A 20,430-nucleotide genomic window follows, 5' to 3' on the forward strand; every position below is an offset into this window, starting at 1 on the left:
TATGGCCGCAGGGGCACGACTGGTTGACGCGGAACCACCCCAAGGGATTCCTCAAATTCTCCAACTCCGTCACGCTTCAGCCCCTATAGTGCCGCTGCCTGGACCGGAGCATGATGAAGCGTGAGGTAGAGCCTTGGCCATGTTGATACTTACGTCTCTGCCAGGCGCAGTGGTGGGTCTCATCCTGGCCGTGTTGTTCGAAGATCCACTCAAGGACACAGCGGCACGCGTCGTAGGCCGGGTACGTAGACCCAACAGGGAGATCGCCGGCGAGTGGGCAACGTACTGGGGCGTCGAATCGGACCCGACCTCCTCGCCCACGGCTCGCGTGACCACTACCACGATCATGACCTTTAGCCTGCAGCACCTGCGGAGCCGAGTGACGGGCAGGGATGTTGAGCGCTCAGCAGCCGGGATAACTGCCAGCCTCAAGGACGAGACTTTCCTAACCGGGACGTGGTACGACCACACCGGGGAGCGCTACCAGTGGGGATCCTTCCAGCTGTGGTGGTCCCCTAACGGCCAGGGAATGATCGGTAAGTTCACAGGCAAGGACTCCAGGAACCACATCAACCATGGCATCTGGCTCTGGGCACGGAAAGAACACGATCTGCTAAAGCTCGCAGACATTGCGAGTGAGCGAGGCTACCAGTTCGATGACCTGGAAGCCTTCAAGGAGGGAATCAGAACCGCCCTGTCGCAGACATCACCGAACTAATTGCGCCCCGTCAGGCGATGGGCGTTTTTCAACGTAGAAGATCATGCATTGGATGCAGGGCCCACATCTTCCCTGGCGAACCTCGGTAGCGAGGCCGCATGCGCGGGCCACCCGGCGGGTACGGTGAGGATGAACTCCAAGCCACTCTCCAACCAATGAGGCCACGGCATCAACTGATGGATGAGCTTGAAGGGGAGGGCGGAGACCCCCCTCGCGAACCTTGCCCCGAAGGTCGCACCGCATCGACTGGCAACATCTTCCACGGGCCCGCAGCGCTCGTCCAGGGCACCGGAAACACCCAGATCAACCACTTCGGCGGTGGCCCTCAAGATGACCGCGAAGACCAACTGACCGAGTATCTCGCGGCCGCTCTGGACGTCTCGAAGGAGCACCCGTACCCCGCAGTATTGCCACGGTCGAGGCCCTCGCTCGACGACGTCTATGTCCGACAGCGTCTCGGCAATCTAGCCGAAAACGGTGTCCCTCTCGAAGCCGGCGCACTCGAACGGATCCTGACGGGTGAGCGTACATGCGTTGTCCATGCAGGTGCGGGTGGCGGGAAGTCCAGCCTGTTGCGCACCCTGCTGGCGATGGGCGCGAAGCGGCACCTTGACAGCACGGAAGAGGGGCCCGTACCGGTGCTTGTCCCCGCCGCGGCATGGGAGGGTCGATCGCTGTCCGAGGCGCTGGCCCTCGCCGTTCGGCTGGAATTGAAGGGTCTGGTGCGGACGCTGCCACCGCGACTGTTCGAGCACGCTCCGAAACCGGGGGCTTACTGGCTCGTCCTGGTCGATGAACTGGATGAGATCGCAGATCCAGTGCGGCGTCGCAAGGTGCTGCTCAAACTGAAGGCGATCGAAAACAGGCAGCGGGAACCGGGGTACCGCAAGCGGCGCGAGCCACGGTACCGCTTCGTCATCGCCACCCGCCCACTGCCCGAGGGCGAACTGAAGGTGCTCGGGTCAGGTGTCGCTCACTACGAGCTGGAACGGTTCCAGCTCACGGACGTGGAAGCAGTCGCTCACCGTTGGTTCGGCGCCCACGGTCTGAGCGATCCTCGCGGTCAAGCTCGAGTGTTCGTCGCGGATCTGAATCGATCGCGATTGGCGGGACTGGCGCGCATCCCTCTGACCGCTTCCTTGTTGTGCCAGCTTCGCGCAGCGGCGCCCACAGCCCCGTTGCCTGGGGTCCGCGGCGAGATCTACAACGAGTTCGCACGCCTGCTCCATGAACGGCAGTACAACCCTGCCGAGCCGGGTAATCCCCGTGAACTACCTGCCGGATTCCAGCGATACAACGATGCTGCCGTGGAGCGGGCCGAGCATACGCTCACCCGCCTCCCAGACCTCATCGACTATCTAGCCGACCAACGGCGCACCGGTAATCCGCTCAGCGCAGTCGAGATCGTATGGTCGCACCCCGACGCCGAGGCCCCGCCCTACCCCGTTCCTCGAGACGTGTGGCGAGAGTTCCTCGCCACGGCCCTCAGCCACAGCGGGTACCTGACATTCGGCGCCGGGGATCACCATTTCGCCCACCAGACCCTGCTGGAGTACTGCGCGGCTCGTCACATCACGCGCGATATGCAAGGCCGAGCGCTCCGCCGCCTCTTGGCGCAGTGGCGCAGCGCCGATCCCTCGTACGTAGGCTTCGTCATCGACACCGCCTCGCCGGCCGCCCAGCAGGAGGCCATGCCCCAGCTGTACCGTCTCGCACGGCGCGGCGGGCTGCGCGGCTGTCTCTTCCTCGCGGAACTCGCCCGACTCGGAACAGGATTGTCCGGCGCAGTCCTGGATGCGGTGACTCAGGGCCTGTCGGATGCAGCCCGGAACAGCGCCAAAGCCGAACACCTAAGGACGCGAGCCGTCCTGGCGCTGACCGGCCTCCCAGGCCCCGAAGTCCAGGTGAGTCTTCACCGCCTCGTCCAGTCCGGTGCACTCAGCGGGACTCCGCTCGTCGCCGCAATCGCGGAGCTGCTCGAACTAGGGGATCCCCAAGTGCGGGAGATGCTCCATAACCTGGCAATGAGCGAGGCACAGAACTCATCTCAAAGGCTGTGGGCAGCGGACCACTTGGCAGTATTCGGCGATCCTCGGCTGGCCGACGTACTGTATGCACTGGCACTCAGCTCACGTGCCCAAGGCGCGAGCCGGATGGCTGCCGCACAACGACTCGCAAACCTGAGAGATCTACGCGTCCCCGACGCTTACCACGCCATCTCGATCTGCCCCACCGTCAAAAGCACCCATCGCTTCGCTTCCGCGGTCGAGCTGGTGACACTGGGAGACGACAGAGTTCCTGATGTGCTGTACAGGCTGGCCGAGGACCGGAAGATCGAGCCCCCCGCCCGGCAATGGGCTGCCCGGCAGTTAGTCGAAAGCGCCGATTCCCGCATCTCTGGCCTCCTACTCAGACTCGCCCGAGATCACGACCTGGGGCAGAACTTCCGCAGGTGGGCAGCTGGCAGACTGACCGCCCAGGGACACCCTGAATTGCCCGACGTCCTGTATGACCTCGCCTGCGACCCGCAGTTCGACGGTCGTGCCCGGGTCAGGATGGCTTGGCATCTCGCTCGCACCGGCGACCCACGTGGCCGCGACCTACTTCGAACCCTCGCACTGACGGATCCTTCATCCCTCGCGCCTCATGCTCTTGAGGACGAGGACTCACGCGCTGGAGCGGCCTCCGCCCTGGCGGCCCTTGGTAGCCCGGACGCTTCGGAAATCATCGTCGAACTCGTCGAAGACGCTAACCGCACCCCCTTCGATCGTCGCAACTCAGTCCGACAACTAGCCGACCTCCCGGACTCACGCGCTGCCGACGCCCTTCACTCCCTCGCACTCGACGTTGGCTTACACCCCTCCCTCCGTGCCGAGGCAGCCTTCGAAATAGCCGACCTGCATGACCCTCGGGCGACCGACCTACTGTGCACCCTCGTGTGCGACACCACAGTCCCTCAGCACATGCGGGCTTTTGTCGTGCTCCGCCTCTGTGAACACCCGGACGACCGCGTACCCGGTGTCCTCCGCGATCTGGCCACGCGGGAAACTCTCGACATCGTCTGCCGATCCCGGGCCATCGCCAGTTTGGCCAATCGTAACGAAGTCTGCGTACCCGACCTGCTCTTCAACGTGGCCGCAAACCCTGATGTCACCGAGTCGGTGCGAAGCATGGCAGCGAAGGCTCTCACGACACGCGACGACATAAGGGCACCAGAGCTACTGCATGCCTTGGTAACCGATCCGGCATTAAGCCAAGCAACCAGGAATGCGGCCATGGCCTGGCTCGGCCGAAGCCTTCTGCCCCAGGCCCACGCCCTACTGCGTGAGCTGGCATCCTCTCCAAGTCTCGACTCCGGCCACCGCTACCTCGCGGTGCGCACTTTGGCCGACCACAACTCCCCCGCGGCGTCGGAACTGCTGGTTGCGCTTGCTCTTGATGGCGATGCTTTACCACGGGACCGCTCTGCCGCGATCCATAACCTGATCAGCCAAGGCGATCTGCGCGGCCCTGATCTTCTCCGTTCCCTAGCCCAGGATCCTTCGGTAGACGACGAACACCGATTCGAGGCAGCCGAGGAACTAATGGAACTCAGGGACCCCCACAGCTCAGACCTCCTCCACGAACTCGCCCTCGACACCAAGCTCAGATCCTTCACCCGGCGAGCGGCGGTCAGAGAGTTGGCCCGTCACCATGATCCTCGTCTCCCCACGCTACTGCGCACCCTTGCCGAGGACCCGACCCTCGACGACGCCTCCCGGCTGTCCGTGGTCCGCCGCCTCGCCATCATTTGCGAACGAGACCCAGAGTTGCCGCCGTAGGACGCTCCGGACGCCGGCGCCGGAGTCATCTGCAGCAGGCTTGTGGGCTGCCGAGGACGTTCCCACTCAAAGGAGCTCAGCTACTCATCTTGCTGCTGGAGCTTCCGCGCCCGACCGTCCCCCGTATTCACCAGAGCATCGACGATGACCTGGTAGTGCGCGCGAGCTTCGCCATCGAAATAGGGGGATGCTCTCAGCGCCCTCAGCCACTCGATGATCAGAAAGCTCCCGGTACTCGCGGTTCCCGTCTCAGGGCGAATAAGCGCTCTTACCCAGGGGAGACCAAGCCTGAGCTGTTGCTCGATCGGCGAGGCCCGGAGGAACCCGATCAAAGCGTCGACAGCGAACCGGACACCGACGGCCTGCGGAAGCCATCGCGGAACCAGATCGGCAAGTTCGACGGCAGCGGGCCAGCCGTCCCAGGCTTGCTCGATCGTCGCCGCCAGGTCCGGGTCCCAGGTGAGTGGCGACGGATCAGGAATCAGAGCAGTCACCATGTCCTCCTGCGAGGAGTGCGACCTTTCGTGGCCGAGCGGCGCATCAGGCATGGCGACGATGGTCTGTAGCACCTTGGGCCAAAGTGTCTTCAGTTGCGCTCTGCGTTCGTGATGGTAGGTGGCTGCCGTACACGCGGCATTCAGCAGGGTGGCCGCAGCTGTCGAGCGTCCACCGAGAGCGCTGAGGACGTCCAGGAACAGACCGGGCGCCTTCACCGTGGCGGCGAGGAGCGAGTCAGCGACGCTGACCGAAAGACTCACTTAGCCAAAGTTGTTGGTCTGCTGATTGCCATCACCGATCTGCACAGCCGTCGGGCCATTGAAGGTGTTCCCCGCGGCCGCCCTGCCCGTCGCACCTGTCGCCGTCGTGTCACCCCGCGGTGGCAGGTGCGGCCGGGAGCCGAGAGTCGGCTCAGTCTCGTAAGGCTGGTCGGTGAGGTAGCGCAGCAGCTTTTCTGCACCGCTGAAGTCGATCGGATCGACCGTGTAGTGGGTGACGGTATGACCACCAAGGAACGCCGGCAGATCCTCCCGGCTGCCACCAGGGAGCACAACGCGCAGGATCCGCTCATGCCACGTGGTGGGGTTGGCATAGACAAAGGCTTTGATCAGCGCAGCCTCCCATGCCACACCTTCCCCGATTCCGGGCTCCTCCGCCCCCTCAGCGCGACGCTTGTAGGCGGGCGAGGCGATCGTCAGTACATAGTCGGCAGCCTCGAACTCCCGTTGCATCCACGCCGCCCAGTCCTGAGGCCGCTCCGCAGCCGGGCGATCCAGCCGTGCATCAATGCCGTGTTGGCGCAGAAGAATCCACAGCGCCCGCACCCGCTCCGCATGCGTGTCGCCGTCAGACTCGTGGGCGTAGGAAATGAAGACGCGAGGGCCGTCGGCCGAACTCGCACCGCTATTCGCCCCCGCCGAAATGTGCGTCATCCTGTGGTCCCGTCACTCTGGTCACCCGTGGTTGCATAACAACCGCCGCTGGCTGTGAACGACATGTACCACCGACCTCGAACCACCCCGCAGCATCGCCATGATAGGTACTGGTCCACGGCGTTCTGGTCAGCAAGCATCGTTTCGACAGATCTGCCGCGACCACGCGGCCGGATGACGAATCACCGCGGAACGTGCCACACGCTCGGGCCACTGGTTCCCGACCCGCCTCGATTAGCCGCGCCAGCAGGGCCAATCGGCCCCACGGCTTGTCGAACCTGCACAGGCCGACAGCCTGAGGACGAGTTCCCAGCACCGGGACCTCACTCGACCACGCACCAGGCCAGCTCCGCCCCACCAGCACCGAAGCAGCGCCGCTCGACTCAGACAGCACCAGCGCGGAAGGACGTCTCTGAACCGCTCCGGGTCTGATGGAGGCTCCGGACTGTCCCGAGCTGGGCGGAGTCGAGTTGCTTGGTTTCACGCTACCGGCGGGGAACGGAGTTCGTACTCCACCGGGCTGAGCATGCCCAGCACGGAATGCCTGCGCTGTCGGTTATGGAAGATTTCCAGGTACTCGAAGAGCGCGGTGGACAGCTCCAGTCGGGTCCGCCACCATCTGCGGTTGAGGAGCTCGACCTGGATCCGGGCCCAGAAGGACTCCATCATCGCGTTGTCCACACAGTCCCCGATGGAGCCCATCGAGGGCAGCAGGCCGGAGGCCCTCGCGCGTTGAGTGAACGCCCAGGACCCGCACTGCACTCCGTGGTCGGAGTGGATGATGGTGCCACCCGGCCGCGGGGAGCGGTTGCTGATGGCCATGGCCAGAGCGTTGGTGGTCAGCGCCGCGGTGGGTGAGGCGTCGATCGACCAGCCCACCACGCGTCGGGAGAACGTGTCCAGGACGACCGCCCAGTACACCTTGCCCTCAAAAGTGGGGTGCTCGGTGATGTCGCTGGACGTGAGCCGCGAGGCGATACGCATCGACGTGTGCCGTACGGCGGCCGGGGCGGCATGCCCGGACTGCGGGAGCGAGTCGACCCGGGTGCACAGCTCTTACCTGCGGTTTCCTGTGGACGTGCCGAGTGGGGGGACGTTTGGTGGTCCTGCAACTGCGAGTCCGGCGGTTCTTCTGTTCGGAGTTTTCGTGTGCTCGGCGGACGTTCGTTGAGCAGTTGCCGGGGCTGGCCCGGCGGCACAGCAGGTGGACGGAGCGGTTGCGGTCGACTCTTGCCGCGGTAGGTCTCGCCCTCGCCGGCCGGGCTGGCGCCCGGATGGCACGGGCCTGAGGGTGCCCGTCAGCCGCAGCGCGGTGTTGCGGCTGCTCGACGCGTTTCCCGAACCTGTGGGCGGACCAGGGCTACCGCGGCGCCGACTTCCATGCCTGGGCCCGGGAAGCCACCGGCATCCACCGTGGAATTCGTGCAGCGTCGCGACGGAGGATTCCGCTCGACCTGGGCGAGGGTAGGGCAACCGCCTCCGGCCGTGCCCTTCTTCGCGGTGGTCCCGCGGCGTCGGGTGGTAGAGCGGACTCGCCTGGCTGGGACGGTGCTGCCGGCTGTCGAAGGAGTACGAGTATCTGCGCGTGTGCTCGGAGAACGCGATCTGCCTCACCATGGCCATGCTCTTCGTGCGGCTCCTCGCACGATCAGCCCGCTGACAGGCTTGTCAGACGCCCTCTGACCACGGCGGTCACCAGCTGGACTTCTCCCGCAGTGCCCCCCGACGCCCTTGCCGAGATCGTGGACGCGGTCGCCGGGCTGTGCGCAGTCGTCTTCGACGGCGGGGCTCGGCACGGCCGACATCGCCAAGACCCTGTGCCTGGGCGCGGACGCGGTAATAGCCGGATGCTCGGCCCTGCGGGAGTTCGTCCACTCCGGAGCGGAGAGCGTCGCGGACGTCCTGTGGCTGCTCATGGGCGAGTTCGAGGAGGTTATGGCCCTGATGAGGGCGCCCACCGTGGTCGACTTCGAGCGGTCCGGGGTGGTCGTTCGCAAGGGCGCCCGCTTCTCCCCCTGACTCCGGGCGTCCACCGGATGCCCGAAGACGCCTTCGGCCTGCACCGCGTAGCACGGGGCGGGGCTCAAGGCGCCTTGTCGTAAGGTCGTTGGGAGCGCGGCGTCAGCCGAGCTGTCCGGTCGGCCGCATGGTGATGTGGTTGATGTCCACGCCCGCGGGCTGGTTGACGGCGAAGACGATCGTGTCCGCGATCTGCTCGGCGGTCATCGCCGCCTCGGGGGTGCCGCCGCGCTCGTCCCAGAACGGGGTGTCCACCACCCCGGGGGCGACGACGGTGACGCCGACTCCGTCCTTGGCGACCAGCAGCCGCGTGTTCTCGGCCAGCGCGTGCGCGGCCCACTTGGTGACTGAGTAGAGGTTGCCTGGCGTGTTGCGCACCCCGGCGACCGAACCGATGATCACGATCCGGCCCTTGGACTCCCTGAGATGCGGCAGGGTCTCCCGTACCAGCAGGGCCGGGCCCAGGACGTTGGTGAGGACCATGGCGCGCATGTCCTCGGGGGCGTGGCTCTCCAGGTTGCCGGGCAGTGAGAAACCGGCATTGGCGATGACGTTGTCCAGTCGGCCGCACACGTCCACCACGCGGCGCACCGCAGAGGTGACGTCGTGCGCGTCGCTGGTGTCGCCTGTGATCGTCAGCAGCCGTTCGCCCACTCCTGCCGAAGCGGCGAAGGCGGCCAGCTTGTCCGCGTCCCGTCCGGTGACGGCCACGCGGTGGCCCTGCTTGAGCAGGGCACGGGCGGTGGCGGCGCCGATTCCGGTCGAGCCTCCGGTGATCAGCGTGACGGGTTCCATGGGACGGCCTCCTCAGCGATATGGGGCATCGGGGCTCCGCCAGGGTCCCGGATGCCGATGAACGCGAGGTGGCGCGTGAGGTCGGCCGACTCCGGGTCGCCGGTTCCCCGAAACGCCTGCACTATACCCAGCGATCTTCCCTCCGAGCCGGTACGTCATCGCTGACCGGCCACGATGCCGTACGACCACTCCGACCACGGAGTGCAGTTCGGGTCCTGGGCGTTCACTCTACGCGCGAGGGCCTCCGGCCTGCTGCCCTCGATGGGCTCTATCGGGGACTGTGTGGACAACGCGATGATGGAGTCCTTCTGGGCCCGGGTCCAGGTCGAACTCCTCAACCGCAGACGGTGGCGGACCCGACTGGAGCTGTCCACCGCGCTCTTCGAGTACCTGGAAATCTTCCATAACCGACAGCGCAGGCATTCCGTGCTGGGCATGCTCAGCCCGGTGGAGTACGAACTCCGTTCCCCGCCGGTAGCGTGAAACCAAGCAACTCGACTCCGCCCAGCTCGGGACAGTCCGGAGCCTCCATCAGACCCGGAGCGGTTCAGTTCCTCGGTCAATTGGTGTTGCCGATGGTGTTGCGGGCCGCGAGGCGGAAGTCCTTGACTGCTCGGTAGAGGGTTCGCTCTCGTTCGGCGGCAAGGGCAATGTCTTCGGCCTTGCGGGCGGTGTTTCCCGCGTGAGCGTTCTCGGCCATCCGTCGCATGACGTGGGAGAGATCGGCGGAGGCGTTGGTAATACGCTCCGCGGCTTCGGCGACGGGTGCCGGCCCTTCGAGGATGACGAGTTCGCAGGCGCGGTGGACTTCGCGGGCCAGGGTGATGAAGCGGCCTATCTTCTCGTCGATGTCGGGCAGGTCGGGTTGGTCCGCGCGCAGCGCGTCGAGGACGGCGTCCATCGCGATGTCCCGGTGATGGAGAGCGCTCAGGTAGCCGACGTATGCGTCGCGGCGATGCTGGCGGCTCCAATGCGCGTGCTGAGACCGTGCCTGGGCACGGCCGTTGACGATCGCGGCCCCGAGGGTGCTGGCGGAACCAACGGCGGCGCCCAGCAGGGCGGCAAGTCCTGAGTCCATGGGCCCACTCTGCCGTTCTTGCCGTTCACCCAGTCCGCCGGGGCTTCGCCCCCAGAAGCAGAGAGACACGGACGCGCTGTCCCAGCCCAGCACGACCGCCGCCCGCCTGGTCTCCGGCCCATCGGCTCCCGCGTCCAGTGCGGCGGCCATCAACGCCTGGTAGTCCAGCGACAGATCCTCGACATCGGCCCCGTTCTCCCGGAGAGGCACCGCGCGCCGCGGCCCGACAGGCTTCCAGGGCGACGCCCCGGCGGCCACCACGGCGGGCGCCTCCTCCTTGGCCAGCGCCTCCAGATACTGCTCCAGACCGATCACCCGGCGTCTGAGGACCTCTTCCGCAGAGACCAAGTCCGTCTGCAGACCCGCCAGTTCGGCTTCGAGCTCCTCCACCCGCACCGCCGTGGCCTTCCGCCGCGCTTCCAAAACCGCCCGCATCGACGGCATCCGCGGCCCCCACAGCATCCCGACCGACAACGAGCCGAGACTTCCGAGGCAGCCGCAAACCCATGCCTGACCGGGGTGGGCCCGTGCGAGAACGGTGGGACAAGCTCAGGCATACGTACGCCCATACCGATGGTGCTTACGCCCTACGTATCTGTGCCGCGAGGACTACGAATCACGCGCGGGACATCATCCGGCGGCGAGCCGCGCACCGCAGAGTTGTTCACGCACCGGTCGACATGGACCGGCACGACCTGCTTGTCCAGCACCGGTTTCTCTGCAGAACGCGCAGATGCTCGGTGTGCTCCAGGACGGAAAGAACTGACGTGAGCAACCTCGTTACGGCCCTGGCGAAGGCGGCCGAGCGATACCCGCATCAAGTGGCGGTGCAAGGCGGCGACGAAGCCCTGAACCTTGCCGAACTCGACGAGTTCAGCGCCCGGGTGGCCGGCGGGCTGCTCGCCCACGGCGTGCGCCCCGGTGACCGCGTGGGGCTGAGGCTGCCCTTCGGCGTTGCCTTCGCGGCGCTCTGTTTCGGCGTCCTGCGCACCGGGGCGGTCGTCGTTCCGTCGCATCCGGCGCCTGCGTCGTTCCCGGAACAGCGCTGCGGCAACGCCCTCGGTGCACGACTGGTCTTCATCCCGCCCGACACGATGGCCGCCGAGGAGGCCGGGAGGGGCGGCACTCTGCTCGTCCCGGTCGGCCAGGACTTCCTCTCGCAGGTGGCGTTCTGGCCGAACCACTCCGTCGTCGTCCCCCGGGCGGGTCAGGACCCGGCTGTCCTGATCCGCGCTGGAGCCGCGACGGGCATGGCCCGGGACACCGTGCTCAGCCACCGCGCGGTTCAGGACCGATCCCTGGCCGTCGCGCCGCACAGTGGATCCGGCCGTCGGATTTACGGTCTGCGGGCGGTGCTTCTCAGCTGCTCCTGCCTGTCGGCGACCGAGAGAAGCGCCTCGCCCGTCTCGCCGGTCCCGGCTGTCTCGCGCGGCTCCGGTGAACCGCCGGCCGTCACCCGGCTCGCACTCGCCCCAGGGACCTGACGGTGACCGCGTGGCGGGCACTTCTGGCCGGGCTGCAGGACCGCGATCTGGACGACACCGCGCGCGAAGCCATCGTGGCGCGGGCAGCGGTCCGGCTGGCTGCAGATCGTGCTGCCGGGGGGCGGCGGCCCACGATCGAGGAGATCGTGTCCATCGCACGCGAGGAGTTCGCCGTGATCATTGACGCCGCGCAGGCCAAGGCCGCACGCCGCGCCTGGACCGGTGCCGGTGCCAGTGCCGGTGCCGGTGCCGGAGAGTAGCCCAGATGCAGATGTCTCCCGAGGTTCCCGGACCGTCGGCTCGGGGACGACGACAGGGTCCACCCGCGGCGAGCGCCGGTGGCGAGGCGGACCCGTGCAGTGAGCTGGAGCCGATCTTCACCCGCCTGTCCCGGGAGTGGCAGGTGGCCGGCCGGTTTGTGCCCGGCCGGCGGAAGCCGATCGGGCAGTCCCCGCCTGTGGCGTCAGCCGGCCGTCGCGACACCACTGCCGGCTGACGCGAGCCCCGATGCCTACTCCCCGCCGGGCAGGCCCGTGACAGCCGCGTTCTTGCTGAGTTCAGCGATCATGGCGGCGACCTGGGAGCGGGAGTTGAAGCCGAGCTTGGAGAATATGTTCTCAATGTGAGTGTCAGCCGTGCGCTTGGAGATGACCAGGCGCTCGGCGATGTCACGGTTGCTCAGCCCGTCCGCGAGGAGCTGGGCGACTTCGCGTTCTCTCGGCGTGAGCGGGCCCAGCGGGCTGCCGTCGAGGGTGCCGAAGGCGAGTACATGCTTGAGCCGCGAGTCCTCGCCCGCCACACCGATCAGGTCGGCCAGCTCATGAGGGGGAAGGCCCGCGCCGTAGGTGTAAAGCTGAGTGAAACGCTCGGCGCCGAGCGCGGCCATCAACTCGCCCTCGGTGGCCGTGTGCAGAGCGGTCAACCCGCTTTCGCCCCACAAAAGCGCGCCGACCTGGCGCCACAGGGCTCCCGCCCCGCCCAACAGGGCCGTGGCCAGCTCGAACTCGCCCTTGCCGCAGGCCACCCAGGACAAGTACTCCGCGGAGACCCCCGCACTCATCGTGTCGCCCTGCTCCAGCGCGTCGAGCAGAACGGTCCGACCGAGATCCCGGGCTGGGTCCAGCTCGCCCGACGACCACAGGCACAACACCTTCATGGCCAGCAGATAGCTGCGCAGCCATCGCTCCTGGGGCATATGGGCCAACTCCTGAAGCCCCATCTCCACTTCAGCGAGTGCCCTTTCCTGCTCGCCGTGCCCGGCGAGCAGGGCCGAGCTCTGACAGTAGGACGCCACGAGGGCGAACTGGTCGTGGGTCGCTCTCAGCAGCTCACGCGTGTGCGCGTAGGCATCCATCGCGCGCGGCACGTCCTGGCCCCACAGGGTGATCGCGAATACCTCGTTCGCAGCGACCCGGCCCCGGAGGAAGTCGTCGTCCAGCAGCTCCGCGACCTCACTGCAGCGGCGATGCAGTTCGAGGGCCGTTCGATCGCCCTGCACCATGCCGTAGTAGGTACCGTGCCACAGCGCCAGACCGTGCTCGAACGTCCTCTGCGGCTCGGCTTGGAGTGCCTTGCTGATCCACCGTCGGGCTTCGGTCAGGCGGCTCTTGCTCTGCCAGAGCCCTGCGAGGCCGTTGACCATCTGCAGCGCGGCCTCGTCGCCCGGGTGTCTGGTCGCGAACTCCATGGCGAGACGAAAGTTGTCCAGGTTGATGGCGAGCCGCTCGCTCCATTCCGTCTGCCGGTCCCCGAACCACTCCTGGCGCGCCTGTTCCGCCATGCGCTGGAAGAACTCCTGATGGCGCCGTGCGTAGGTCTCGCTGTTGCCGGTTTCTTCCAGAGCGGCGGCGCCGAACTCGCGGATCGTGTCCAGCATCCGATAGCGGGGACCGGCGGGACCGTCCATGTACTGGACCACTGACTTGTCCACCAGCGAGCCCAGCAACTCCACCACGTCGAGCCCTTCGAGGGCGCCCCCTTGGCAGACGTCCTCCACCGCCGCCAGAGGAAATCCGCCGGCGAACACCGACAGCCGGGCCCACAGTTCCTGCTCGGCCGGGTCGCACAGATCATGGCTCCACGCGATAGCGGCCCGCAGTGTCTGATGCCGAGACTGCGCGGACCGTGCCCCGGCCAACGTCTGGAACCGGTTGTCAAGGCGTCGCAGGATCAACTCCAGCGGCATCGTACGAAGCCGCGCCGCGGCCAGCTCGATCGCGAGCGGAATGCCATCCAGGCGGCGACACAGGGCCAGGACCTCCGAACGGTTGTCCTCGCACAGCTCGAAGGAAGGGCGGGCCGCCCGCGCCCGGGCGGCGAACAGCTTCAAAGTGTCGTTGTTCGTCTCGTCGGAGCCGGCATCCGGCTGGGGCATGGGACCGATGGGCAGAACACGCTCGCCCGCCAGTGCCACGGACTGCCTGCTGGTCAGGAGCAGCACCAGCTCGGCGGTGTTCCCGACCAGGACGTCGGCGAAGACGGCAATGGCGTCGACCAGGTGTTCGCAGGTGTCGAGGACCAACAGGGCCCGCTCGTCGGAGAAGTAGTCGATCAGCTGGTCGATCGGTTCCATGCCGGCCGCCTCCGGCAGACCCACCGCACAAGCCACGGTGTTCGGCAGGAACTCCGCGTCCCGCAACCCGCTGAGCTCGGCGATGGTGATGCCACCAGGGAATTCGTCGTCCAGGTCCTGCATGGCCTGCAGAGCGATACGTGTCTTGCCGACACCGCCCGGCCCGGTCAGTGTGATCATCCGCGACTGGCTCACCCCCGCCCGCACCAACTCCAACTCCCGGGCACGTCCGATGAACGCCGTGGCCCCGTACCGGAACCCGGTACGCGCCCAACTCCACTGTGAGCTCTCGCTGCGTTGTGTCACGGCCACAGATTGTGCACGAGCCGCAGCGGCCTGTGAGGGGGTTCCACCAAATGATGACGATGTCGGCAGGGGCGCGAAGCAGCTCTGCTCACCTCACCAGCGACGAGACACAAGCCGTCACCACACACATGAGCGCGTGGACGCTTACCCAACTGTCCGGCCGGGGACGTCCCTTGGCCCCTCGCTCACGACGGGGCAGAAGAGCCGAGCGAACGCTGGCGGCCCGCACAGGGGAAGGTCGTGTGGCTACTCTGCTCGGCAATGACACCTACCACGAGACGAGCACAGCGCCCGCGCAAAGCCGCTCTGCGCTACGCCACCACCGCCGGTACCGCGGACATCGTGATCAACGCGAACCCCGGCGACAGCACCCTGGACCGGCTCACCACCTTGCGGGACGAACTCGCGGGCAAGATCGTCAGCGACGTATCCGACGCCATCCGCGGCGCCGCCGACGGGACTGCCCGGCGACCCCTTTTCTACTGCTGCGCCCTCGGGGAACGGCGCGACCGCCGGACTGCCTCTCCCCAATGTGCGGCCCTGCCTTCTCAAAGCGGGGCTGCACCCACCCCGTAGCGGCCCGACGCGCGGCAGTTACACGGTGGCTACTGGGCTCGACTCCCAACGCGGAATGTCCCTGTATCTGTTCAGGTTGCGCAGCGGGTACATCGCGGCTTGCGTCCGCTCCGCCTGCGCCAACCGCCGAGGCGCCAACTTACGCTCGGCAGTGGACAGTTCGAGCAGCCGGGGACGACCCGACACATCGTCGTCCCTCAGGAAGGCATGCGTGACGAGTGCCGTCGGTGCCGGGGCGGACTGGTCGTTGGACCGCCCAGCCGCTTCCCCCGCTGCTCGGCAGTGACGGTGCCACGAGGCGGCTGTGGGGATCCTGAAGAACCCTGAAGGCGTCTTCAGGAATCGCGCGTGAGCGTGCGTCATCCTGAGTGTCGTGCGAATACTGGTGGTGGAAGACGCCCCGCGTCTGGCCGGGTTACCGCGCCGCGGCCTCGTCGGAGAGGGCTACGCCGTCGATCTCGCCCACGACGGGTGCACGGGCTGGAGTTGGCCCTCGTCAACGGCTACGACGCCATCGTCCTGGACGTGATGCTGCCCCGCCTCAACGGCTACCGGCTGTGCGAGCAGCGGTGCTGTCGCACTGCCCGCCCCTCTCCCCTCCGGCCGCGAGTCCAGGACTGCGGTGACGCCCGCCGCGGGCGGCGCGCCTCAGTGTGCGCCGCTGTGGTGGATGGGTGTGCTCGCTCCGGTCAGGGGCCGGCCGGTTCCGCCGCGGCGGGTCGCGACGATCTCGGCGGCGATCGACAGGGCCGTCTCCTCCGGGGTGCGGCCTCCGAGGTCGAGCCCGATGGGAGAGCGCAGACGCTTCAACTCCGCTTCCGCCAGGCCTGCTTCACGCAACCGCCGGTCACGGTCGAGGTGGGTGCGCAGCGAGCCCATGGCGCCCACGAAGGCGACGGGCAATCGTAGAGCGATCTCCAGCAGGGGGATGTCGAATTTGGCGTCATGGGTGAGGACGCACAGGACGGTGCGGGCGTCGGTCGTAGTGCGGAGCAGGTAGCGGTGGGGCCACTCCACGACGACCTCGTCGGCCTCGGGAAAGCGCGCCCGGGTTGTGAAGACCGGACGCGCGTCGCACACGGTGACGTGGTAGCCGAGGAACTTGCCCGCGCGCACCAGCGCGGCGGCGAAGTCGATCGCGCCGAAGACGATCATCCGAGGGGCCGGCATGCTCGATTCGATCAGCAGGGTCAGTCCGCCGGGGCAGTGCGCCCCGTCCTCGGACACCTCGACCGTGCCGGTGCGGCCCGCGTCGAGCGCGGCACGCGCCTCGGCCATGGTGGTGCGGTCCAGGTCCGCGCCACCGCCGAGGGTGCCCTGGTGCGAGCCGTCGGGCCGCACGAGCAGTCCCGCACCGAGCTGCGGCGCCGGGCCGCGGACGACGCGGACGAGGGCGACCGCCTCCCCCGCGGCGGCGAGGTCCAGCGCGTCGCGCACCAGGGCCCGCAGCGGCGCGTCGACGGGCAGCGGGGTGACCAGCACGTCGAGGACGCCGCCGCAGGTCAGCCCTACGGCGAAGGCGTCCGCGTCGCTGTAGCCGAAGCGCTCCAGCATGCTGAGGCCGTTGTGCAGGGCCTGTTCGCACAGGTCGTACACCGCGCCCTCGACGCAGCCGCCGGACACCGAGCCCATGACGGTGCCCTCGGAATCGACGGCGAGGGCGGCGCCGGGGCCGCGTGGTGCACTGCCGGCGACGGACACCACGGTGGCGACGGCGACATCGCGGTCCTGGGCGAGCCAGCGTCGCAGGTCGGCTGCGAGATCAAGCAAGGCGACCCGCCGACAGGACGCGGTCGGGGCGGATGGGCAGGCTGCGGTGGCGGACTCCCGTCGCGTGCCAGACGGCATTTGCCACGGCTGCCGCCGCGCCGACGATGCCGATCTCGCCGATGCCCTTGATGCCGACGGGGTCCTCGGGGTCGGGATCGTCCACCCAGTCCGCGTCGATGTGGGGTATGTCGGCGTGGGTGGCGACGTGGTAGCCCGCAAGGTCGGCGCCGAGCGGGCCGCCGTAGACGCTGTCGCGCCTCGCCTCCTCGTGAAGGGCCATCGAGATGCCCCAGATCATGCCGCCGGTGAACTGTCCTTTGGCGGTCAGGGGGTTGACGATGCGGCCCGCGGCGAAGATGCCGAGCATGCGGCGCACCCGCACCTCGCCCGTGTTCGTGTCGACGGCGACCTCGGCGAACTGTGCGCCGAAGGAGTGGCGTTCCTTGCGGGCGAGCGCGGCGACGACCTCGGTGGTGTCGGCGCGCACGGTGATGCCCTGCGGTGGGATCTCCATGCCCGGCACCATCCGTTCGCGCAGGTCGCGGGCGGCCGCCATGACGGCCCAGGACCAGGAGCGGGTGCCCATGGATCCGCCGGCGATCATCGCGGGTCCGTAGGCGCTGTCCCCCAGCCGCATCCGGATGCGTGTGGTCGGCACGTCGAGGGCGTCGGCGGCGACGAGTGTGAGTGCGGTACGGGCTCCGGTGCCGATGTCCGCGGCGGCGATGCTGACGGTGAAGTCGCCGTCGGCCTGCGCGGTGATGGTCGCGGTCGACGGTGCGGCACCGGCTCCGAAGGATGCGCCGGCGGTGCCGGTGCCCAGCAGCCAGCGCCCGTCGCGGCGCACCCCGGGCCGCGGGTCGCGCTGAGCCCAGCCGAAGCGGCGGGCCCCTTCTTCGAAGCAGGCGCGCAGGTTGCGGCCGGCGAAGGGCAGGCCGGAGACCGGGCCCTTGTCCGGTTCGTTGCGCAGGCGCAGTGCGATGGGGTCCATGCCGCACTTCTCGGCGAGTTCGTCGAGGGCGGCCTCCAGGGCGAAGGAGCCGGGCGCCTCGCCCGGTGCGCGCATCCACGTGGGGCTGGGGACGTCGAGCCGCACGACCTGGTTCTCGGTGTGGTGCGCGTCCGCGTCGTACATCACCCGGGCCACGCCTGCGCTCGGCTCGACGAACTCGTAGACGGTGGAGGTGCGGCTGAGGGCGCGGTGGTCCAGGGCGCGCAGGCGTCCGTCGGGGTCCGCGCCGAGCCGGACCCGCTGGATGGTGGGGCTGCGGTGTCCGGCTAGCGTGAACATCTGACGTCGGGTCAGCACGACGCGAACGGGCCGCTGCAGGACCGTGGCGGCCATGACGGCCGCGACCTGGTGGGCGCGTACTCCCTTGCTGCCGAAGCCTCCGCCGACGTGTTCCGAGCGCACGCGCACGGACTCCGGGTCGAGGGAGAAGAGGTTGGCCAGTTCCCCGACCACCCAGGTGGCGCCCTGGTTGGAGTCGGTCAGCTCCAGGCGGCCGTCGTCCCAGCGGGCGGTGGCCGCGTGGGGCTCCATCGGGTGATGGTGTTCCTCGGGCGTGGTGTACTCGGCGTCGATCACGACCGCGGAAGCGGCGAGTTCGGTCTCCAGGTCGCCCTTGTCCGTGACGGCGGGCATGTGTCCGTCCACGGGGTAGGCGTTGGGGTCTCCGCCCGTGAACTCGACCTCGTGGGGCTGCTGTTCGTAGCGGACGACGAGTGCTTCCGCGGCCTCGCGTGCTTGTTCGGGGGTCTCGGCAACGACCAGCGCCACCGGCCAGCCCGCGTGCGGCACCTCGTCGTTCTGGAACACGGCGCAGGTGGGGTCGGGCCTGGTCCCCAACAGGCCGACGAAGTCGGTGTGCAGGCGCAGGGCGTTGCCGTGGTGGAGGACGGCAAGGACACCGGGCATGGCGAGGACGGCGCCGGTGTCGATGGCCTCGATACGGCCGCGGGCGGCGCTGGAGAGCGCCAGCCAGCCGTGCGCGAGGTCGGCGAAGGGGATCTCCCCCGCGTAGCGGGCCGTGCCGGTGACCTTGTCGCGGCCTTCGACGCGGACGTGCTCGGTGCCGATGGCGCCTACCGGCGCGCCCTTCACGGTCGTCGAGGTCATCGGCCGGCCTCCTCGGCGAGTTCACCGAGCACGGCCACGGTCAGGTTGCGCATCAGAGTCACCTTGTAGTCGTTGTGCGCCAGCGGTCTGGCCGCGGCCAGTTCGGCGTCCGCGGCGGCGGCGAAGGTCTCGGTGACGGCCTGGGCCCCGATGAGGACGCGTTCGGCCGCGCGGGCCCTCCAGGGGCGGCTGGCAACCGCTCCGAAGGCCACGCGGGCGTCGTGCACGACTCCGTCACGGACGTCGAGGGCTGCCGCGATCGAGCCGATGGCGAAGGCGTAGGACGCGCGTTCGCGCACCTTGCGGTAGCGGGAGCGGGCGGCAACGGGTGACGGCGGCAGGGTGACGTGGGTGATCAACGCGCCGGGCGGCAGGGCGGTTTCGCGGTGCGGGGTCTCGGCCACGGGCAGGTACATCCATCCGAGGGGCACTTCGCCGGGGCCGTCGACGCTCTCGTAGTGCACCACACCGTCGAGGGCCGCCAGGGCGACCGCCATGTCCGAGGGGTGCACGGCCACGCAGTGCGAAGAGGCGCCGAGTACGGCGTGGTTGTGGTGCTCACCGCGGATGGCGGGGCAACCGCTGCCGGGGTCACGCTTGTTGCACGGCTTGCTGAGGTCGGTGAAGTAGGCGCACCGCGTGCGTTGCAGGAGGTTGCCGCCGACGGTTGCCATGTTGCGCAGCTGGCCCGAGGCAGCGGCGAGGACGGCCTGCGCCAGCAGCGGGTAGCGGCGACGCACTTCGGGGTGTGCGGCGAGGTCGCTGTTGGTGGTGGTGGCACCGATACACAGTCCGCCGTCGGCGGTGATCTCGATGCGGTCCAGGGGCAGTTCGCGCACGTCCACCAGCCGGGCGGGCCGTTCGACACCGCTCTTCATGAGGTCGACCAGGTTGGTGCCGCCCGCGAGGAAGCGCGCTTCGGGGTCGGCGCCGAGCAGCGCGACCGCGCCCGACACATTGGCGGCCTTCTGGTAGGTGAACTCCTTCATGCCGCCTGCTCCTCCGGGTCCGCTCCGGTTGTCGCCGTTGTCCCGGCCGCCCGTGCGATGGCGTCCACGATCGAGGGGTAGGCGGCGCAGCGGCACAGGTTGCCGCTCATGCGTTCACGTATCTCTTCGGCGGTCAGCGGCGGCGGTCCCGACTCGGGCCGCAGGTCGTCCGTGGCAGCGCTCGGCCACCCAGCGGCGTGCTCCTGGAGCACACCGATCGCCGAACAGATCTGTCCCGGTGTGCAGTAGCCGCACTGATAGCCGTCGAGGTCGAGGAAGGCCTGCTGTAGGGGGTGGAGCGCCTCGCCGTCCGCCACGCCCTCGATGGTGGTGACCTCACGCCCCTCGGTCGCCACCGCGAACTGCAGGCACGCCACGGTGCGGCGGCCGTCGACCAGTACCGTGCAGGCACCGCACTGTCCCTGGTCGCAGCCCTTCTTGGTGCCGGTCAGGTCGAGTCGCTCGCGCAGCGCGTCGAGGAGCGTGGTGCGGTGATCGACGGGCAGCGCGAACTTCTCGCCGTTGATGTGCAAGGTGATGACGCTGGACGTCGGTAAAGCCATGAGCCACTTCTTTCAAAGGTGTCGATGGCAATCGAAAGGGTCGTTCCGGGGAATCGCGGCAAGGCCCGCATGCCGTTGCGCGGGACGCGTCCGGCGATGGCGCGCGCAGGCTGCCGCAGGAGTGGGGGCAGGGCTAAGATGACAGAAACGGACAGCTGTCCGTTCTTCGGTAAACGTAACGGACACCTGT

Annotated in this window: 16 protein-coding genes and 2 pseudogenes; 8 read left to right on the top strand and 10 right to left on the bottom strand. The window is 68.1% G+C overall.

Annotation, left to right across the window (positions count from 1 at the left end):
• The first annotated feature begins 133 nt into the window (after positions 1-133).
• Together OG866_RS00335 and OG866_RS00340 are read left to right on the top strand one after the other, a co-directional pair.
• On the top strand, positions 134-718 hold the full coding sequence (locus tag OG866_RS00335; protein ID WP_329331225.1) for a hypothetical protein: 585 nt from the start codon (positions 134-136) through the stop codon (positions 716-718).
• A 176-nt stretch (positions 719-894) separates the two neighbouring features.
• A complete protein-coding gene (locus OG866_RS00340) occupies positions 895-4,539 on the top strand; it encodes a hypothetical protein (protein ID WP_329331226.1) in 3,645 nt (1,214 codons plus the stop codon).
• A gap of 80 nt (positions 4,540-4,619) precedes the next feature.
• Here the strand turns inward: OG866_RS00340 and OG866_RS00345 are convergent, their stop codons facing one another.
• From OG866_RS00345 to OG866_RS00355, 3 genes are all read right to left on the bottom strand, one after another.
• Positions 4,620-5,297 carry a hypothetical protein gene (locus tag OG866_RS00345; RefSeq protein ID WP_329331227.1) on the bottom strand — a complete coding sequence of 226 codons (678 nt, stop codon included), beginning with the start codon at positions 5,295-5,297 and terminating at the stop codon, positions 4,620-4,622.
• Entirely contained in the window at positions 5,298-5,969 is a 672-nt protein-coding gene (locus OG866_RS00350) for a toll/interleukin-1 receptor domain-containing protein (RefSeq protein ID WP_329331228.1), read from the bottom strand.
• 480 nt (positions 5,970-6,449) lie between these two features.
• The gene (locus OG866_RS00355) at positions 6,450-6,953 is read right to left on the bottom strand and encodes an IS3 family transposase (protein WP_329331229.1); all 504 of its coding nucleotides are present in this window, start codon (positions 6,951-6,953) and stop codon (positions 6,450-6,452) included.
• A gap of 747 nt (positions 6,954-7,700) precedes the next feature.
• On the opposite strand from OG866_RS00355, the gene OG866_RS00360 reads away from it, so the two are divergent.
• On the top strand, positions 7,701-7,988 hold the full coding sequence (locus tag OG866_RS00360; protein ID WP_329331230.1) for an alpha-hydroxy-acid oxidizing protein: 288 nt from the start codon (positions 7,701-7,703) through the stop codon (positions 7,986-7,988).
• Between the two features lie 102 nt (positions 7,989-8,090).
• Here OG866_RS00360 and OG866_RS00365 read toward each other — a convergent pair whose 3' ends face one another.
• The gene (locus tag OG866_RS00365) at positions 8,091-8,783 is read right to left on the bottom strand and encodes an SDR family oxidoreductase (RefSeq protein WP_329331231.1); all 693 of its coding nucleotides are present in this window, start codon (positions 8,781-8,783) and stop codon (positions 8,091-8,093) included.
• Positions 8,784-8,957: 174 nt separating this feature from the next.
• Between OG866_RS00365 and OG866_RS00370 the strand changes: the two genes are divergently transcribed.
• Positions 8,958-9,266, top strand: a complete 309-nt coding sequence (locus tag OG866_RS00370; protein ID WP_443063479.1) for a transposase — start codon at positions 8,958-8,960, stop codon at positions 9,264-9,266.
• Positions 9,267-9,924: 658 nt separating this feature from the next.
• Here OG866_RS00370 and OG866_RS45150 read toward each other — a convergent pair.
• A pseudogene (locus OG866_RS45150) lies at positions 9,925-10,296 on the bottom strand (hypothetical protein); the annotation flags it as partial.
• 332 nt (positions 10,297-10,628) lie between these two features.
• Between OG866_RS45150 and OG866_RS00380 the strand changes: the two are divergent.
• A complete protein-coding gene (locus OG866_RS00380; RefSeq protein WP_329331233.1) occupies positions 10,629-11,345 on the top strand; it encodes an AMP-binding protein in 717 nt (238 codons plus the stop codon).
• A gap of 2 nt (positions 11,346-11,347) precedes the next feature.
• Positions 11,348-11,605 carry a hypothetical protein gene (locus OG866_RS00385; RefSeq protein ID WP_329331234.1) on the top strand — a complete coding sequence of 86 codons (258 nt, stop codon included), beginning with the start codon at positions 11,348-11,350 and terminating at the stop codon, positions 11,603-11,605.
• Positions 11,606-11,856: 251 nt separating this feature from the next.
• Here OG866_RS00385 and OG866_RS00390 read toward each other — a convergent pair whose 3' ends face one another.
• On the bottom strand, positions 11,857-14,223 hold the full coding sequence (locus OG866_RS00390; protein ID WP_329331235.1) for a LuxR C-terminal-related transcriptional regulator: 2,367 nt from the start codon (positions 14,221-14,223) through the stop codon (positions 11,857-11,859).
• A gap of 261 nt (positions 14,224-14,484) precedes the next feature.
• Here OG866_RS00390 and OG866_RS45155 point away from each other — a divergent pair, with 261 nt between their 5' ends.
• Together OG866_RS45155 and OG866_RS00400 are read left to right on the top strand one after the other, a co-directional pair.
• A complete protein-coding gene (locus OG866_RS45155; protein WP_443063480.1) occupies positions 14,485-14,799 on the top strand; it encodes a hypothetical protein in 315 nt (104 codons plus the stop codon).
• Between the two features lie 373 nt (positions 14,800-15,172).
• Positions 15,173-15,360, top strand: a pseudogene (locus OG866_RS00400) (response regulator); the annotation flags it as partial.
• Positions 15,361-15,447: 87 nt separating this feature from the next.
• Here the strand turns inward: OG866_RS00400 and OG866_RS00405 are convergent.
• The 4 genes from OG866_RS00405 to OG866_RS00420 are packed head-to-tail and all read right to left on the bottom strand — an operon-like array spanning position 15,448 to position 20,240.
• The gene (locus OG866_RS00405) at positions 15,448-16,569 is read right to left on the bottom strand and encodes an XdhC/CoxI family protein (RefSeq protein WP_329331236.1); all 1,122 of its coding nucleotides are present in this window, start codon (positions 16,567-16,569) and stop codon (positions 15,448-15,450) included.
• Positions 16,562-18,688: a xanthine dehydrogenase family protein molybdopterin-binding subunit gene (locus OG866_RS00410; protein ID WP_329331237.1), complete on the bottom strand. Its 2,127-nt coding sequence runs from the start codon at positions 18,686-18,688 to the stop codon at positions 16,562-16,564. Before OG866_RS00410 ends, OG866_RS00405 begins: the two co-directional genes overlap by 8 nt.
• The gene (locus OG866_RS00415; RefSeq protein ID WP_329331238.1) at positions 18,685-19,677 is read right to left on the bottom strand and encodes an FAD binding domain-containing protein; all 993 of its coding nucleotides are present in this window, start codon (positions 19,675-19,677) and stop codon (positions 18,685-18,687) included. Before OG866_RS00415 ends, OG866_RS00410 begins: the two co-directional genes overlap by 4 nt.
• Positions 19,674-20,240, bottom strand: a complete 567-nt coding sequence (locus OG866_RS00420; RefSeq protein WP_329331239.1) for a 2Fe-2S iron-sulfur cluster-binding protein — start codon at positions 20,238-20,240, stop codon at positions 19,674-19,676. The genes OG866_RS00415 and OG866_RS00420 overlap by 4 nt, the downstream gene beginning before the upstream one ends.
• Positions 20,241-20,430 lie beyond the last annotated feature (190 nt).

The organism is Streptomyces sp. NBC_00663 (assembly GCF_036226885.1).
Taxonomy (GTDB): domain Bacteria; phylum Actinomycetota; class Actinomycetes; order Streptomycetales; family Streptomycetaceae; genus Streptomyces.

Bases quoted from the DNA above. Each gene is read 5' to 3' on its own strand.
- OG866_RS00365 (WP_329331231.1), bottom strand. From the start codon at position 8,783: ATGGAACCCGTCACGCTGATCACCGGAGGCTCGACCGGAATCGGCGCC.
- OG866_RS00350 (WP_329331228.1), bottom strand. From the start codon at position 5,969: ATGACGCACATTTCGGCGGGGGCGAATAGCGGTGCGAGTTCGGCCGAC.
- OG866_RS00370 (WP_443063479.1), top strand. From the start codon at position 8,958: ATGCCGTACGACCACTCCGACCACGGAGTGCAGTTCGGGTCCTGGGCG.
- OG866_RS00355 (WP_329331229.1), bottom strand. From the start codon at position 6,953: ATGCGTATCGCCTCGCGGCTCACGTCCAGCGACATCACCGAGCACCCC.
- OG866_RS00415 (WP_329331238.1), bottom strand. From the start codon at position 19,677: ATGAAGGAGTTCACCTACCAGAAGGCCGCCAATGTGTCGGGCGCGGTC.
- OG866_RS00340 (WP_329331226.1), top strand. From the start codon at position 895: ATGGATGAGCTTGAAGGGGAGGGCGGAGACCCCCCTCGCGAACCTTGC.
- OG866_RS45155 (WP_443063480.1), top strand. From the start codon at position 14,485: ATGACACCTACCACGAGACGAGCACAGCGCCCGCGCAAAGCCGCTCTG.
- OG866_RS00420 (WP_329331239.1), bottom strand. From the start codon at position 20,240: ATGGCTTTACCGACGTCCAGCGTCATCACCTTGCACATCAACGGCGAG.
- OG866_RS00410 (WP_329331237.1), bottom strand. From the start codon at position 18,688: ATGACCTCGACGACCGTGAAGGGCGCGCCGGTAGGCGCCATCGGCACC.